Below are 15,453 nucleotides of genomic sequence, written 5' to 3' on the forward strand. Positions count from 1 at the left end.
AGCCCCTGTCATGCAGGGGCTTGTTGTATGGTCAGTGTTTACGTCGGCTCAGCAGATAGCCGGCGATCAGGCTGAGTAGTGTCCACGCGTATAACGGCCAGCTGCCAACCAGGCGATACGGGGTTTGGCCGCTCGTTGATTCCAGTTCGGCTCGCAAAACGCCCGTCTCAAATTGTGGCAGTTGTGTGAGGACGTTGCCTTTGTAATCCGTCACCGCGGTCACGCCATTGTTGGTGGATCGAATCAAGGGTTTGCCCAGTTCCAGCGCGCGCATACGGGCGATCTCCATGTGCTGCAAAGGACCGATTGATCGCCCGAACCAAGCGTCGTTCGATAACGTCAGAATGAAATCCGTTTCGTCTGTCACATTTTGTCGGACCTGTTCATTGAAGATGATCTCGTAACACAGTGCCGGTGCCATGTGACGGCCATTGGCCACTATGTTTGGCTGCACAAACGCTCCGCGACTGAATGATGACATTGGCAGATTAAAGAACGGCGCCAGTGGGCGCAGGATGCGTTCAAATGGCACAAATTCACCGAACGGCAGCAGATGATGCTTGTGATAGCGTTCGGTCGGGTCATACTCATAATCGCCGTATGGCGTGCTGCCGAGCGACAGAATACTGTTGTAAAACTTTTTATTCTGACCCATGTTGACGACGCCGGTGACGATTGCGCTATGGTTGAGGCGTGCCGCTTCATCCAGGTTGCGTAAGTAGGACGGGATTTCGAATTCAAACGCCGGTATTGCGGCTTCCGGCCAGACAATAATGTCGGCGTCCCAGTTTTCGCGGCTGAGGTCCGTGTACTTCATGATGGTCGGCCAGCGTTGGCTGGGTTTCCACTTGAGCTCTTGTGGAATGTTCCCCTGGATCAGTGCGACCGTGGTTTTGCTGTCTGGATTGGGCGTTACCCAGTCGATATTACGCAAGCCATACCCGGTGGCAAAAATGACCAGTGGGATCATGATGGTGCTCCAGGCGCGATGAACGATGGCATACATTAACGCACCGGCACACATCATGATCAGCAGCGTGAGCAGTTCAACGCCGCCAAGCGGGGCAAAGTTGGCGAGCGGGCTGTCAATCTGGCTATAGCCGAGCCAGAGCCACGGAAAGCCCGTCATTACCCAGCCGCGTAACCAGTCAAAGATCAGCCACAATACCGGCGCAGCCAGTAAGTAGCGGCTGCGGTTGCTGCGAGGGAAAAAGCGGTTTAGTGACCAGGCCCATAGCGCCGAATAAACCGACAAATACCCCACCAGAAGTGCCATCAGGAAGACGCTGGCGATTTTGGGCATGCCGCCGAAGTTATCGATACTGACATGGACCCAACTGATGCCGGTGGCAAACTGTCCGAGACCCCAGGCGTAGCCGATGGCGAGTGCGTGCCTTGCCGATTGTTGGTAAAGCAGTGCCAGAAGCAGAAGTGGGCTAAGCAGGGCCAGAGGCCAGAGTTGATAGGGGGCAAAAGCAAGGGTGGTTAAGGCGCCAACAAAAGCGGCCGCAACGGGCCGCTTGAGGCGATGAAGTAGCGATTTCATCATCTGTTATCATTCTGACAGACCCCGAAAGGGGTGGTTAGCGTTACTCCCCGGCCGCTTGAGGCAGAGGCTGTTCATCCGGAACCGTTACCTGAAGTTGAACGACTCGGCGATTGTCCGCAGCTGTCACTTTGAAACTGTAGCTGTCGATTTCCACAATTTCACCACGAGAAGGCAGGTGACCGAATGCGGTCATGACCATGCCGCCGACGGTATCCACTTCTTCATCACTGAACTGGGTGCCGAACGTTTGGTTGAACTCTTCTATGGTGGTCAGTGCTTTGACTGCATAGGTGTGCTTACTGAGTTTACGGATGTCCATTGCTTCTTCGTCGTCGAATTCGTCTTCGATATCGCCAACGATCTCTTCGAGAATATCTTCAATGGTCACCAGACCAGAAACACCACCGAACTCATCTACGACAATTGCCATGTGATAACGTTCCTCACGGAATTCTTTCAACAAGCGATCAACCCGCTTGCTTTCCGGAACCACGACCGCAGGACGGATCACTTCTTCGATATCAAATGGCGAGCTGTCTGAGCCCAAATACTTGAGTAAGTCCTTCGCTAGCAGAATGCCTTCCACATGGTCTTTGTCTTCACTGATGACCGGGTAGCGGGAGTGCTGAGCATCGGTGATCAGCAGAACCAGCTTATCCAGATCATCACTGCGTTCCACAGTGACCATCTGTGAGCGTGGGATCATGATATCACGCACGCGCATTTCGGAGATTTCCATCACCCCTTCGAGCATGTCTCGGGTGTCATGGTCAATCAGGTCGTTGACTTCGGAGTCTCGGATGACATCCACTAATTCCTGGCGATCTTTCGGTTCGCCCTGGAACAACTGACCCAGGCGTTCAAAGAAGGACTTTCTACTCGGACCTTCAGATTTTTCTTTTTTGCTTTCCGTTGAACTCGGAGAATTATCGTCGCTCATTATTTCTCAATTAAGTAACGCTATCAGAAGTGTGATAGCACACATTGACGGTGAGGCATCCCAATGATGCCCCGGCTCGGGAAATAGCCGGAACCGTCACGAACGAAGCAGGGCGTTAGCACTACTCCTTTTCTGCCAGATACGGGTCAGTGTAACCCATCGCCAGCATGATTTCTGTTTCGAGGGACTCCATCTCTTCTGCTTCATCCTCCTCGATATGGTCATAACCTAGCAGATGCAGACTGCCATGTACAACCATATGTGCCCAGTGGGCCTCCAGTGGTTTCTCTTGTTCTTTCGCCTCGTTTTCAACGACTTGACGGCAGATGACCAGATCGCCCAACAGGTTCATTTCGATGCCCGGTGGCGCCTCAAACGGAAATGACAGCACATTTGTCGGCTTATCTTTACCGCGATAGTCGCGATTGAGCGCCTGACTTTCTTCGTTGTCAACGATCCGGACGGTGACTTCGGCGTCGGCCTGAAAACGCTGGATGGCGTTATCCAGCCAGCGCTGAACATCCTGCTCTGATGGCAGGCCGGATTCTTGTTCGACCGCCAATTGCAGATCAAGTTCGATAGTCATTACTTACTGGTTTCCTGAATCGAAGTCGGTGTGGTGTTTTGCTCTGAGACGGCAGCATCGCTCTGTTTGGCTTCGCGCTCTTCACGACGGCGACGTTCATACTCTTTGCGTTCTTTTTGATCCTGCGCTTCCCATTTCTCATACGCATTCACGATGCGGGCCACCACAGGGTGACGTACCACGTCATCAGACTGGAAGAAGTTAAAGCTGATTTCGTCGACTTCATTCAGTACTTCAATCGCATGACGCAGACCTGATTTCGCGCCGCGTGGCAAATCGATCTGAGTGACATCACCGGTAATGACGGCGCGTGAGTTAAAGCCAATACGGGTCAGGAACATTTTCATTTGCTCTACCGTAGTGTTCTGGCTCTCATCGAGAATGATAAACGCATCGTTGAGTGTACGGCCTCGCATGTACGCAAGAGGCGCGACTTCAATCACGTTGCGCTCAATCAGCTTTTCCACACGTTCGAAGCCGAGCATTTCAAACAGCGCGTCGTAGAGTGGGCGCAGGTACGGATCGACTTTCTGGCTCAGATCGCCGGGCAGAAAGCCTAATTTTTCACCGGCTTCGACCGCTGGGCGGGTCAGCAGAATTCGGCGGATTTCCTGACGCTCCAGGGCATCCACGGCCGCCGCGACCGCCAGATACGTCTTACCGGTACCCGCAGGACCGATACCGAAGCTGATATCATGGGTGACCATGTTCACCAGATACTGAGCCTGATTCGGCGTTCTCGGTTTGATGACCCCTTTTTTGGTCTTAATGAACACTTCTTTGCCGTGCTCAATACTGGATTCGCTGGCTTGTTCCAGTACACCGGACTCTTTGATCGCTAAATGGATCTGCTCAGGTTCAATATCCGGAATATTGCCACGTAGCGGAGCGGTGTCGACGTACAGCGTTTTGATGATATCCAGTGCCGCAGCGGAAGTGTGGGGTTTCCCGACGATAGTAAAAAAGTTGCCTCGGTAGCTGATTTCAACGCCCAGACGGCGTTCGAGGTGTTTGATGTTGTCGTCGAAAGGGCCGCAAAGGCTGGCCAGGCGGCGGTTGTCTGAAGGTTCTAGGTTGATTTCCAGAGTTACTATTTTTGTGCTCAATGTTGCCTCTCATTTTGCCATTTTAGCGGAAGCCCGATTGCGACCGGGCTTCCCTATGGCAGGTTATACGAACTTAAGGCGTAAATGTAGCGACACCCAGTTCGTCTTCGCGACGTGTTTTGGCCATCATCTGAGTGGGCGAAATCACCTGGCGAAGGTTCATGTCTTTCTCTGTGCGGAGCAGTTCACCACGCAGAGAGTTCGGGAATACGTCAACGATCTTCACGTCAACAAACTGACCAATAAGATCCGCCGATCCTTCAAAGTTTACTACACGGTTGTTCTCAGTACGACCACGAAGTTCCATCAGGTTCTTCTTCGACGGGCCTTCAACCAGAATGCGCTGTTCGGTGTCCATCATCAGGCGCGAGTAACGCATCGCCTGGCTGTTGATGGTCTGTTGTAGCTCGTACAGGCGCTCTTTTTTGGTTTGCTCGGACAGATCGCAAGGGTAGTCTGCCGCCGGTGTACCCGGACGAGGAGAGAAGATAAAGCTGAAGCTCATATCAAAATCCACGTCACGGATCAGTTTCATGGTGTCCTGGAAGTCTTTGTCGCTCTCACCAGGGAAACCCACGATAAAGTCAGAGCTGATCTGAATATCAGGGCGCGCTTTACGCAGTTTACGAATGATCGACTTGTACTCAATACCTGTATGAGGACGCTTCATCATGGTCAGGATACGGTCACTGCCGCTTTGCACTGGCAGGTGTAAGAAACTCACCAGCTCCGGTGTATCTTCATAGACGGCGATGATATCGTCAGTGAATTCCAGTGGGTGGCTGGTGGTGAAGCGGATTCGGTCAATACCATCAATCGAAGCGACCAGGCGCAGTAGCTCTGCAAAGCTGCAGATATCACCATCGTGCATTGGTCCACGGTACGCGTTAACGTTCTGACCCAACAGGTTCACTTCACGCACGCCTTGCTCAGCCAGTTGAGCGATCTCGAACAGCACGTCATCCATTGGGCGACTGACTTCTTCGCCACGGGTGTATGGAACCACACAGTAGGTGCAGTATTTAGAACAGCCTTCCATGATGGAAACGAATGCGGTTGCACCATCGGCACGCGGTTCTGGCAAGCGGTCAAACTTCTCGATTTCTGGGAATGAAATGTCCATAACCGGTGCCTCGTCGTCGCGTGACTGCTTGATCATTTCAGGCAGGCGGTGCAGAGTCTGAGGGCCGAAGATAACGTCGACAAACGGCGCACGCTCACGGATATGGTCACCTTCCTGTGTGGCTACACAGCCGCCCACACCAATCACTACGCCCGGTTTTTTGTCTTTCAGTGTTTTCCAGCGACCAAGCTGGTGGAAGACTTTTTCTTGTGCCTTTTCACGGATCGAACAGGTGTTCAGTAGTAGTACATCTGCTTCTTCTGGTTCTTCTGTCAGCTCGTAGCCGTTTGCCGCGTTAAGCAGATCAGCCATTTTGGATGAATCGTATTCATTCATCTGGCAGCCCCAGGTTTTAATTAGCAGTTTCTTACTCATCTCACTTTCGCTCGTGTTAATTCTCAACATAATGAACGTTACCGTTCAAATTATAGCCGCCCTCTCGGCGGTAAGCGGCGTATTGTACTGCTTTAAAAACCAACTGACCAGTATTGCAGTAAATTCTCTTAGAAGCCTTGTTTTTACTGGGTTTTGACCACACGCGGCTCAAGGTTTTTAGTTACATTTTGGTTATGAAAACGTACAATGAAAAACAGGTCGAAAATCAAGACGATGAAGTGCAAGAAATGAACAACTATGAAGTCGCCGTTGTCGGAGGCGGTATGGTCGGTGCCGCTGTCGCCCTCGGTTTTGCTCGCCAGGGGCGCAGTGTGGTGTTGGTGGAAGGGGCTGAGCCAAAGGCATTTGACGCCGCTCAGCCCATGGATATCCGTGTTTCAGCAATTTCTGAAACGTCGGTGGCTTTGTTGCGTGAACTGGGCGCCTGGGAAGATATCGCCGCGATGCGTGTCTGTCCGTATCGTCGATTGGAAACCTGGGAGCACCCAGAGTGCCGTACCCGCTTTGACGCAGAGTCGATGGCGCTGGAGCAACTGGGCTACATTATCGAAAATCGTCTGATTCAGCTCGGACTGTGGCAACAGTTCGACCAGTATGACAACCTGACCGTCAGATGTCCGGATACGCTCAGCGACATCGAATTCGGGGCGCGCAACCGTGTGACTCTCAGTTCTGGCGAGACGTTCGACGTCGAATGGGTCGTGGGGGCCGACGGGGCTAACTCGCACGTCAGACAACTGGCTGGTATTGGGGTGACCGCCTGGGACTATCGCCAGCACTGTATGCTGATTAGTGTTGAGACGGCGAAGCCGCAACAGGACATCACCTGGCAACAGTTCACCTCAGCTGGCCCGCGGTCGTTTTTGCCTTTGTGTGGTCATCAAGGATCACTGGTTTGGTATGACTCTCCGCAGAAAATACGCCAGTTAAGTGCGCTCAATCATGATCAGTTGCGTGAACAGATCCTCACTACGTTTCCTCCTGAGTTGGGCGATGTGAAGGTTCAGGGGATGGGCTCGTTTCCTCTGACCCGACGTCATGCACAGACGTACGCCCAGCGCGGATGTGTACTGGTGGGAGACTCGGCGCACACCATCAATCCCCTGGCCGGACAGGGAGTCAACCTCGGCTTCAAAGATGTGGCGGTGCTGTTGGACGAGAGTGACGGTCATGAGTTAGAGGCGGTTTTGCTCAAGCGGTATGAGCGTCGTCGTCGTCCGGACAATCTGTTAATGCAAACGGGGATGGATGTGTTTTACAAAGGCTTCAGTAATGATTTACCACCGCTGAAATTGCTGCGCAATGCCGCGCTGAAACTGGCGGAACATTCGGGGCCGGTGAAGCAACAGGTACTCAAATATGCATTAGGCATGTAAAAGTTTAACGACAAAAAAACGCTGCCTATGGCAGCGTTTTTTGTTGCATGACTAAGTGTTACTTAGTGACGCGAAGCACTGGCGTTTCACCAACAGTCACAGAACCAGACAGCTTGTTCAGCTCTTTGATTTCGTCCATGTTAGAGATAACCACTGGAGTCAGCGTAGATTTTGCTTTCTCTTCCAGCAGAGCCAGATCGAATTCGATGATAGTGTCACCTACCTTCACTGTCTGGCCTTCTTCAGCGATGCGCTTAAAGCCTTCGCCTTTCAGCTCAACAGTATCGATACCGAAGTGAACGAATAGCTCAACGCCGTCGTCAGATTCGATTGAGAACGCATGGTTGGTCTCAAAGATCTTACCGATAGTACCGTTTACAGGAGCTACCATTTTGTTACCCGCAGGTTTGATAGCGATGCCGTCACCAACGATCTTTTCAGCAAAAACAACATCTGGCACGTCTTCGATGTTTACGATTTCACCTGAAAGTGGTGCGATGATTTCGATTGCACCCGCGCTAGCGCTGTCGTCAGAGACCAGCTTCTTAAGTTTGTCAAACAGACCCATTGTGTCATGCTCCTAACGTTGAGTTTTTTTCTGTCGATTTATAGTATACCAATCATAGTCGATAGACGACTACTTTTAGTCGCCTATCCCTTTGGTATTAGCAGATTTATTGAGACTTTTCTGCAATAAATTTCTCTACACACGCTTCAATTTCATCAGCAGTCGGGAGAGACAAAGCCTCTTCTGCCATCGCTTTGACGTCAGCAAAGTTGGTATTGCGGATCACTTTTTTCACTTTCGGGATTGAGATGCCGCTCATGGAGAACTCATCCAGACCCATACCCAGTAGCAGTAATGTAGCGCGATCATCACCAGCCAGTTCGCCACACATACCGGTCCACTTGCCTTCAGCGTGAGACGCATCAATGACTTGCTTGATCACGTTCAGTACGGCTGGAGACAGCGGGTTATATAGGTGAGAAATCATTTCGTTACCACGGTCAACCGCCAGTGTGTACTGAGTCAGGTCATTGGTACCGATAGAGAAGAACGAAACTTCTTTTGCCAGATGGTGAGCGATTGCAGCAGCTGCCGGTGTTTCAACCATCACACCGATTTCGATGTTTTCGTCGAACGACAGACCTTCAGTACGCAGCTCTGCTTTGTACTCTTCAATGGCTTTTTTCAGTTCACGAATCTCTTCAACAGAAATGATCATCGGGAACATGATGCGCAGTTTGCCATGAGCCGATGCACGCAGGATACCGCGTAGCTGATCACGCAGAATTTCACGGCGATCCAAGCTGATGCGAACCGCACGCCAGCCCAGGAATGGGTTCATTTCTTGTGGCAAATCCATGTATGGCAGGTCTTTGTCACCGCCAATGTCCATGGTACGGATGATGACGGCTTCGCCATGCATCGCTTCTGCCACTTCTTTGTACGCCTGGTACTGCTCTTCTTCCGTTGGCAGGGCGTCACGGTCCATGAACAGGAATTCTGTACGGTACAGACCAACGCCTTCGCCGCCGTTACGCAGTACGCCGTCACAGTCTTTTACAGTACCGATGTTGCCACACACTTCAACGCGGTGGCCGTCCAGAGTTTCGGCTGGCAGATCTTTGAGTTTCGCCAGTTCTTCTTTCTCTGCGATCGCTGCCGCCTGAACTTGCTTTGCTTCGTCGAGCTGAGCCTCGGACGGGTTAACGATGATCTGGTTGTTAACCGCATCCAGGATCAGAGTATCGCCGTTTTTCACACGTTTGGTGACGTCATTGGTACCCACAATCGCAGGAAGTTCGAGCGAACGAGCCATGATGGAAGTGTGAGAAGTACGACCGCCGATGTCGCACGCAAAACCCAGTACGTAGTCCAGGTTGATTTGCGCGGTTTCTGATGGCGTCAGGTCGTATGCAACCAAGATAACTTCTTCATTGATGTCACTCAGTGACACAATGTTGATACCCAGTGCATTTTTAACAAAGCGCGTCCCGATATCGCGGATATCAGTCGCACGTTCTTTCAGATATTCATCGTCCAGAGATTCAAGCGCAGTGGCTTGCTCTTCGATCACAGTATGAATGGCGTTATCAGCGTGCAGCTTGTCGTTTTTGATAAGTGCTAGGATTTCTTCCTCTAGCTCTTCATCTTCAAGAAGCATGATGTGACCTTCAAAGATCGCTTCTTTTTCTTCACCAAAAGTTTCCAGTGCTTTCTGTTTGATCAGTTCCAGCTGAGCGGAAGATTTGTTGCGAGCGTCATAGAAACGCTGAACTTCTGCTTCAACTTGAGCGTCAGAAATAGTGGTCGTATTTAGGACAATTTCATCTTCTTGAAGTAGTAGTGCTTTACCGATAGCAATACCAGGAGATGCCAGGATGCCTGAAATCATAGCCTTACCTTAAATTGGTCAACTTTATAACGGGAGATTTATGAGTGCGCTAACGAATATTTGTAGCTTAAGTTTGGGCCTATTTCCAACAAAGCCATTTTGCGTGGGCAAAATGGCTTTGAAATAGGAGACCGGATTAGTGCAGTTGGTCCATCAGAGCAACTAGGTGGTCTACAGCTTGTTGAGCCTGAGGGCCTTCCGCTGAAATTGTTACTACAGTACCTTTAACTAGGCCAAGAGTTTGTAGTTTGAACAGGCTCTTTGCGCTAGCGCTTTTGCCGTTAGAAGTCACAGTGATGTCCGCGTCGAATGCTTTTGCTTCTTTTACGAACTGTGCAGCTGGACGAGTGTGAAGACCGTTTTCTGCAGTGATTTCTACTTGCTTCTCGTACATGTTATATACCCCAATTGATTTATTTTTTTCAGTTTCTTAACCAGTTTCAGCTTAACCGCAACTGTTGGGTTGCGCTAGCGCAACCCCGCCTTTTACGTGTTACAGCTGATACTGGAGTGAACTTTTTGCAACCGCTTTGCATTCCGTTAGGAAAACTAGCCGTCGATATAAATTCTTCCGCTTCTTTTATTTTGAAGCTAGAAATAAAGCTGACCCGATATTACCAAAGGTGAGGCAAGGATCAACAAAAAAGCCCCTAAAAGGGGCTTTTTTAAACCAAAAATTGATTTGACCACAGGTTTACTGTTGGTTCTCTTTGTCGGTAAAGATGCCCGCAAACAGGGCGGTACTGAGGTAACGCTCACCAGAACTTGGCAGCACAGTTACAATGGTTTTTCCTTCAAATTCAGGTAGTTCTGCAAGTCGATTTGCCGCGACAACCGCTGCGCCAGAAGAAATACCGGCTAAGATACCTTCCTCTTCCATCAGGCGGCGAGCCATTTCAATCGCTTCTTCAGACGTCACGGCTTCTACGCGGTCAATCAGTTCCAAATCCAGGTTGCCAGGGATGAAGCCTGCGCCGATACCTTGAATTTTATGCGGAGCAGGTTGGATTTCTTCGCCGGCGAGTGCCTGTGCGATAACCGGAGACTCGGCTGGCTCAACCGCAACCGACACGATCGCTTTGCCTTTTTCGCCTTTGATGTAACGGCTGGTCCCGGTCAGCGTACCGCCCGTACCGACGCCTGAAACAAACACGTCAATCTCGCCGTTGGTCGCGTCCCAGATTTCAGGGCCGGTTGTTTTTTCATGAATTTCCGGGTTGGCCGGGTTGTTAAATTGTTGCAGAAGCAGGTATTTGTCCGGGTTGCTGGCGACAATTTCTTCCGCTTTCGCGATGGCGCCTTTCATGCCTTTCGCCGCTTCGGTCAGTTCCAGATTCGCGCCAAGTGCTTTCAGCAGTTTACGGCGCTCCAAGCTCATGGACTCTGGCATTGTCAGCGTCAGTTTGTAACCACGAGCGGCGGCAACGAATGCCAGCGCAACCCCTGTATTACCACTGGTTGGCTCAACCAGTTCGACGCCTGGTTTCAGCTTACCCTGTTTTTCGGCATCCCAAATCATGTTGGCACCGATACGGCACTTCACGCTGAAACTTGGGTTACGCGCTTCAATTTTAGCCAGTACTTTGCCGTTGCTGACTTTATTCAAACGAACCAGGGGGGTGTTACCAATGGTCAGTGAGTTATCTTCGTAGATCTTGCTCATGGTGATGTTCCTTCATTACACGTTTAGTGAATACACTGAAAAGCATATGTTGTTGGTAAAAAGCGGAAAAGGATTAAAAAGTTATAAGATATGAGACTGAAATAAGAAAGGTGAAGCGTGCAAATTGGCACCCACTTAAAAAGTCGGTGCCAGGATTTCTCAACGTTGCGGCGTTTTGAACTCAGAGACCCACATGGCGGTGGCACCACAGATCGCCACAGGCATGATGAATAAGTTGAGAATCGGAATGGTGGTGAACACTGCGACCAGCGCCCCAAAGCCATACGCCTTACTTTGATTTTGTTTCAATTTATTACGCATGTCGTGAAACGGGACTTTGTGGTTATCAAATGGATAGTCACAGTACTGGATAGCCAGCATCCAGGCAGTAAACGCGAACCATAACACGGGTCCGAGTGTCTGACCCAAAGCCGGGATCAGCAGCAACAAAAACAGGCCAATGGCTTTGGGCAGCATATAAATCAGTTTACGCCACTCCCGGGCCATAACGCGGGGAACATCCTTAATAATGTCGAAAATGCCGTCGTCATTGATTTTGTGTCCGGTCAGCTTTTCTTCCACTTTTTCTGCCAGCAGACCGTTAAACGGGGCGGCAACGAAGTTTGCCAGGGTACTGAAGAAGTAGGAAAATGTGGCCAGAATGGTCAACACTATAATTGGCCATAGGAGGTAGCTTAACCAGGACAGAAAATCCGGGAGTTGCCCCATCATCTGACCAATCCAGGTGTCGAGATGAGAGAATAAATAGAACAGCGCCCCTCCGACCAATAAGATGTTGGCCAGTAGAGGCATCATGACAAATCGGCGTATGCCAGGCTGAAAAGCCAGCTCCAGCCCGTAAAAAAAGTAGCCAAAACCGCTACGTTGTCTCAAATGTGTACTCATAATGTCTTAGGAATTAACGTTAATATTGCTGTTTTGTATTCTAACGAACCTTAACAGGAAAAAAAGCGTGGTCAAAGTCACACCATAAATAGAACTTCTAACATTAAGTTGTTCTAAAACGGGGGTTAGTTTTGGTAAAGTAACCTGAATACTATTGACATCAAACTTGGTGAAGCGTTCGATGACCACGCGATCGACGCCAAATAACATCGAGAAACCGAGAGTGTAAAATGCAGGAATTGCGATTCGTACTCATTATTGTTGGCGCTTTAGCTATTGCTGCGCTGCTATTTCATGGACTTTGGACAAGTAAGAAAGAGGGCAAAGCCAAATTTGCGGACAAACCACTTGGCAGAATCGATGTCGAACACGACGAAGAGGATACCCCGGAGGCACAAGAGCGCGCTTTTGCACCGGAAGATGATTACGAAATTATCCGCAAGGACAAGCACTCTGCGAATTTCTCGGTAGAACCCGCCGCTGCTGATCCATTGATTGACGGATACCATGACGCTGCCGTGAGCACGGCAACCTCAGAGCCCGGCACTTATCAGGCGCCTGCTGAGCCGACCGTTAGTGATCGTGAAAACAGCGAAGACGATTTGCCGTCAATCAAAGCTTTTAAAGATCTGGATGAGGAGCTCGATAAGCAACCGGCTCCGTTTGCCGACGCATTCAGCGAAATTGTCGAAGAGCAACCTGCGCAAGAAGCGATGGTTACCGCCGCGGCTCCAACCGAGCCGGAACCTAAGCCTGAGCCCGAAATGCAAGTGATCGTACTTAACGTACACTGTGCCGGTGAAGAGCCGTTTGTCGGCACTAAGCTGTTTGACAGCATGCAGCAAAATGGTCTGCTGTATGGTGAGATGGACATCTTCCACCGCCATGCCGACTTATCGGGTACCGGTAAGATTTTGTTCAGCGTGGCCAACATGATGCAACCGGGAACGCTGCAACACGATGACCCGGCAGATTTTACCACCAAAGGGATTTCCTTCTTTATGACTCTACCGTGTTTCGGTGAAGCGGATCAGAACTTCAAACTGATGCTGAAAACCGCACAACAGATCGCCGATGATATGGGCGGTAACGTGCTGGATGATCATCGCAATCTGATGACACCAACTCGTCTGGATACGTACCGCAAGCAAATCCAGGATTTTAAAGCCGCACAATCGGCCTGATTTGTTATAAAATCATTAGCCTAAGGCTCCATCCCGGAGCCTTTTTTAATGCTACACCACATGAGAGCCCTGATATGTCTCATTCTCTACAAGAACGACTGGAAGAACTTAAAAATACTCTGCATTACCATGCGGTGCGCTACTACGTGGAAGACAGCCCGGAGATCCCGGATGCCGAATACGATCGTCTGATGCGTGAATTGCTGGATATCGAAGCGGAACATCCGGAGTGGGTGACGGTCGATTCGCCAAGTCAGCGTGTTGGTGGGATGCCGCTTGACGGTTTCAAACCCGTGACCCATGAAATTCCGATGCTCTCGCTCGACAATGCGTTTGATGACGAGGAAATTGACAGTTTTTACAAGCGGATGAATGACCGTTTGTCTGGCGGGGAAGTGAAAACGTTCTGCTGTGAGCCGAAACTCGATGGTCTCGCAGTGAGTCTGCTGTATGAAAATGGCGTGCTGGTACAGGCTGCTACGCGTGGCGACGGTACCACGGGCGAGAACATCACAGAAAATGTCCGCACCATCAAAGCGATTCCATTACGCTTGAATGGACAAGGGTGGCCAACACGGATTGAAGTGCGTGGTGAAGTGTTTATGCCCAAAGCCGGTTTTGACAAACTTAATGAAGATGCGCTGAAAAAAGGCGAAAAGGTGTTTGTGAATCCGCGCAATGCGGCGGCGGGAAGCCTGAGACAGCTCGACTCAAGGATTACGGCCAAACGTCCACTGAACTTTTATGCTTACAGTGTTGGCGTGGTTGAAGGTGCGGACCTGTCGGACAGTCACTACCAACGCTTCCTGCAGCTGAAGGGCTGGGGATTACCTATGTGCCCGGAAACCCGTCAGGTGAGTTCTTTGACGGCCGTAAAAGCTTATTATCAGGATATTTTGCAGCGTCGTGATCAACTTGCGTACGAGATAGATGGTGTCGTGATTAAGGTCGATGATATCGACATTCAGGAGCAGTTAGGGTTTGTTGCCCGCGCACCGCGCTGGGCGATCGCGTATAAGTTTCCAGCTCAGGAAGAGATCACTCTGCTTAAAGACGTCGAGTTTCAGGTTGGGCGAACCGGAGCCGTTACCCCGGTGGCCAAACTGGAACCGGTGTTTGTCGGTGGCGTGACGGTCAGCAACGCGACGTTACACAATGGCGATGAAATCGCCCGCCTAGGGGTTAAAATCGGTGACAGTGTGGTGATCCGTCGCGCCGGCGATGTGATTCCACAGGTTGTTTCGGTGGTGCTTGAGCGTCGCCCAGACGACGCCAGAGACATACACTTTCCTACCCATTGTCCGGTATGTCAGTCGGAAGTGGAACGAGTGGAAGGCGAAGCGGTGGCGCGATGCACTGGAGGACTAGTGTGTCAGGCCCAGCGTAAAGAAGCATTGAAGCACTTTGTGTCACGTAAAGCGCTGGACGTGGATGGGTTAGGTGAAAAAGTCATTGAACAACTGGTGGATCGTGAAATGGTTCACACCCCGGCAGATTTGTTTAAGTTGTCAGCCGGAGTATTGACGGTACTGGATCGCATGGGGCCTAAATCCGCACAAAATGTTGTGGATGCCCTAAAGCAGGCAAAAGAGACGACGTTACCGCGATTCTTGTACTCACTGGGGATCCGCGAAGTGGGTGAAGCGACGGCAGCGAATCTGGCCATGCATTTCAAAACATTGGAAAAGATTCAGGAAGCAAGTCACGAGGCGTTGGTTGAGGTGCCAGACATCGGTGCAATCGTCGCCAGCCATATCACGGCTTTTTTCGCGGAAGAGAACAACCAAGCGGTGATTCGGGAACTGCTTGAAATGGGTATCCATTGGCCTCAAGTCGCTGCACCGGATGAATCGACACCTCAGCCGCTGGCTGGTAAAACCGTGGTGCTGACGGGGACACTGACTCAGCTCTCTCGCTCTGACGCCAAAGCCGCCCTGCAAGCTCTTGGCGCAAAGGTGACGGGCAGCGTTTCAAAGAATACCGATGTGCTGTTTGCCGGCGAAAATGCCGGATCAAAATTGGCGAAAGCACAAGATTTAGGTATTGAGATCAAAACAGAACAGGATTTACTTGATCTTATCTAGCGGTTTGCCTCACGCAATAGCGAAACGCCCTGAGAGTGATTCTCGGGGCTTTTTATTTCTCATAAAAAATGACCCTGCTGTAAACAGTGTTTTTTGCTGTGATCCTCCTCAAACTCCTCTGAATCCTCACCTTTAGCGTAA

13 protein-coding genes are annotated in these 15,453 nt (G+C 50.6%); 3 read left to right on the plus strand and 10 right to left on the minus strand.

Features of this window, described 5'->3' with window-relative positions; genetic code table 11:
- Positions 1-31 precede the first annotated feature (31 nt).
- From lnt to miaB, 5 genes are all read right to left on the minus strand, one after another.
- Positions 32-1,549, minus strand: a complete 1,518-nt coding sequence (gene lnt, locus VPR01S_RS02690; protein ID WP_021703760.1) for an apolipoprotein N-acyltransferase — start codon at positions 1,547-1,549, stop codon at positions 32-34.
- A gap of 40 nt (positions 1,550-1,589) precedes the next feature.
- A complete protein-coding gene (gene corC, locus VPR01S_RS02695) occupies positions 1,590-2,489 on the minus strand; it encodes a CNNM family magnesium/cobalt transport protein CorC (protein WP_021703761.1) in 900 nt (299 codons plus the stop codon).
- Positions 2,490-2,610: 121 nt separating this feature from the next.
- On the minus strand, positions 2,611-3,075 hold the full coding sequence (gene ybeY / locus VPR01S_RS02700) for an rRNA maturation RNase YbeY (protein WP_021703762.1): 465 nt from the start codon (positions 3,073-3,075) through the stop codon (positions 2,611-2,613).
- The gene (locus VPR01S_RS02705; RefSeq protein WP_021703763.1) at positions 3,075-4,181 is read right to left on the minus strand and encodes a PhoH family protein; all 1,107 of its coding nucleotides are present in this window, start codon (positions 4,179-4,181) and stop codon (positions 3,075-3,077) included. Before VPR01S_RS02705 ends, ybeY begins: the two co-directional genes overlap by 1 nt.
- Positions 4,182-4,254: 73 nt before the next feature.
- Positions 4,255-5,679 (minus strand): tRNA (N6-isopentenyl adenosine(37)-C2)-methylthiotransferase MiaB, encoded by a 1,425-nt coding sequence (gene miaB / locus VPR01S_RS02710; protein WP_021703764.1) that lies wholly within the window; start codon positions 5,677-5,679, stop codon positions 4,255-4,257.
- Between the two features lie 248 nt (positions 5,680-5,927).
- Here miaB and VPR01S_RS02715 point away from each other — a divergent pair, with 248 nt between their 5' ends.
- Positions 5,928-7,076, plus strand: coding sequence for a 2-octaprenyl-3-methyl-6-methoxy-1,4-benzoquinol hydroxylase (locus VPR01S_RS02715; RefSeq protein WP_040902248.1), 1,149 nt, complete (start codon positions 5,928-5,930; stop codon positions 7,074-7,076).
- Between the two features lie 58 nt (positions 7,077-7,134).
- On the opposite strand, the gene crr is transcribed toward VPR01S_RS02715, so the two are convergent.
- The 5 genes from crr to cysZ form a co-directional block, all read right to left on the minus strand.
- Positions 7,135-7,644, minus strand: coding sequence for a PTS glucose transporter subunit IIA (gene crr, locus VPR01S_RS02720; RefSeq protein ID WP_021703766.1), 510 nt, complete (start codon positions 7,642-7,644; stop codon positions 7,135-7,137).
- Positions 7,645-7,750: 106 nt separating this feature from the next.
- A complete protein-coding gene (ptsI, locus tag VPR01S_RS02725; protein WP_021703767.1) occupies positions 7,751-9,475 on the minus strand; it encodes a phosphoenolpyruvate-protein phosphotransferase PtsI in 1,725 nt (574 codons plus the stop codon).
- Positions 9,476-9,611: 136 nt separating this feature from the next.
- Entirely contained in the window at positions 9,612-9,869 is a 258-nt protein-coding gene (locus VPR01S_RS02730; RefSeq protein WP_011078325.1) for an HPr family phosphocarrier protein, read from the minus strand.
- Positions 9,870-10,169: 300 nt separating this feature from the next.
- Positions 10,170-11,138 carry a cysteine synthase A gene (cysK, locus tag VPR01S_RS02735; RefSeq protein ID WP_021703768.1) on the minus strand — a complete coding sequence of 323 codons (969 nt, stop codon included), beginning with the start codon at positions 11,136-11,138 and terminating at the stop codon, positions 10,170-10,172.
- A 159-nt stretch (positions 11,139-11,297) separates the two neighbouring features.
- Positions 11,298-12,044, minus strand: coding sequence for a sulfate transporter CysZ (gene cysZ, locus VPR01S_RS02740; protein WP_040902220.1), 747 nt, complete (start codon positions 12,042-12,044; stop codon positions 11,298-11,300).
- A gap of 230 nt (positions 12,045-12,274) precedes the next feature.
- Between cysZ and zipA the strand changes: the two genes are divergently transcribed.
- Entirely contained in the window at positions 12,275-13,228 is a 954-nt protein-coding gene (gene zipA / locus VPR01S_RS02745; protein ID WP_021703770.1) for a cell division protein ZipA, read from the plus strand.
- A gap of 74 nt (positions 13,229-13,302) precedes the next feature.
- Complete coding sequence (ligA, locus tag VPR01S_RS02750; protein WP_021703771.1) at positions 13,303-15,312, plus strand: NAD-dependent DNA ligase LigA; 2,010 nt, start codon at positions 13,303-13,305, stop codon at positions 15,310-15,312.
- Positions 15,313-15,453 lie beyond the last annotated feature (141 nt).

Origin of the sequence: Vibrio proteolyticus NBRC 13287, assembly GCF_000467125.1 — a bacterium.
Taxonomy (GTDB): domain Bacteria; phylum Pseudomonadota; class Gammaproteobacteria; order Enterobacterales; family Vibrionaceae; genus Vibrio; species Vibrio proteolyticus.

Coding starts and splice junctions, on each gene's coding strand:
- lnt (WP_021703760.1), bottom strand. CDS start 1,549: ATGATGAAATCGCTACTTCATCGCCTCAAGCGGCCCGTTGCGGCCGCT.
- corC (WP_021703761.1), bottom strand. CDS start 2,489: ATGAGCGACGATAATTCTCCGAGTTCAACGGAAAGCAAAAAAGAAAAA.
- ybeY (WP_021703762.1), bottom strand. CDS start 3,075: ATGACTATCGAACTTGATCTGCAATTGGCGGTCGAACAAGAATCCGGC.
- miaB (WP_021703764.1), bottom strand. CDS start 5,679: ATGAGTAAGAAACTGCTAATTAAAACCTGGGGCTGCCAGATGAATGAA.
- VPR01S_RS02715 (WP_040902248.1), top strand. CDS start 5,928: ATGAACAACTATGAAGTCGCCGTTGTCGGAGGCGGTATGGTCGGTGCC.
- crr (WP_021703766.1), bottom strand. CDS start 7,644: ATGGGTCTGTTTGACAAACTTAAGAAGCTGGTCTCTGACGACAGCGCT.
- ptsI (WP_021703767.1), bottom strand. CDS start 9,475: ATGATTTCAGGCATCCTGGCATCTCCTGGTATTGCTATCGGTAAAGCA.
- VPR01S_RS02730 (WP_011078325.1), bottom strand. CDS start 9,869: ATGTACGAGAAGCAAGTAGAAATCACTGCAGAAAACGGTCTTCACACT.
- cysK (WP_021703768.1), bottom strand. CDS start 11,138: ATGAGCAAGATCTACGAAGATAACTCACTGACCATTGGTAACACCCCC.
- cysZ (WP_040902220.1), bottom strand. CDS start 12,044: ATGAGTACACATTTGAGACAACGTAGCGGTTTTGGCTACTTTTTTTAC.
- zipA (WP_021703770.1), top strand. CDS start 12,275: ATGCAGGAATTGCGATTCGTACTCATTATTGTTGGCGCTTTAGCTATT.
- ligA (WP_021703771.1), top strand. CDS start 13,303: ATGTCTCATTCTCTACAAGAACGACTGGAAGAACTTAAAAATACTCTG.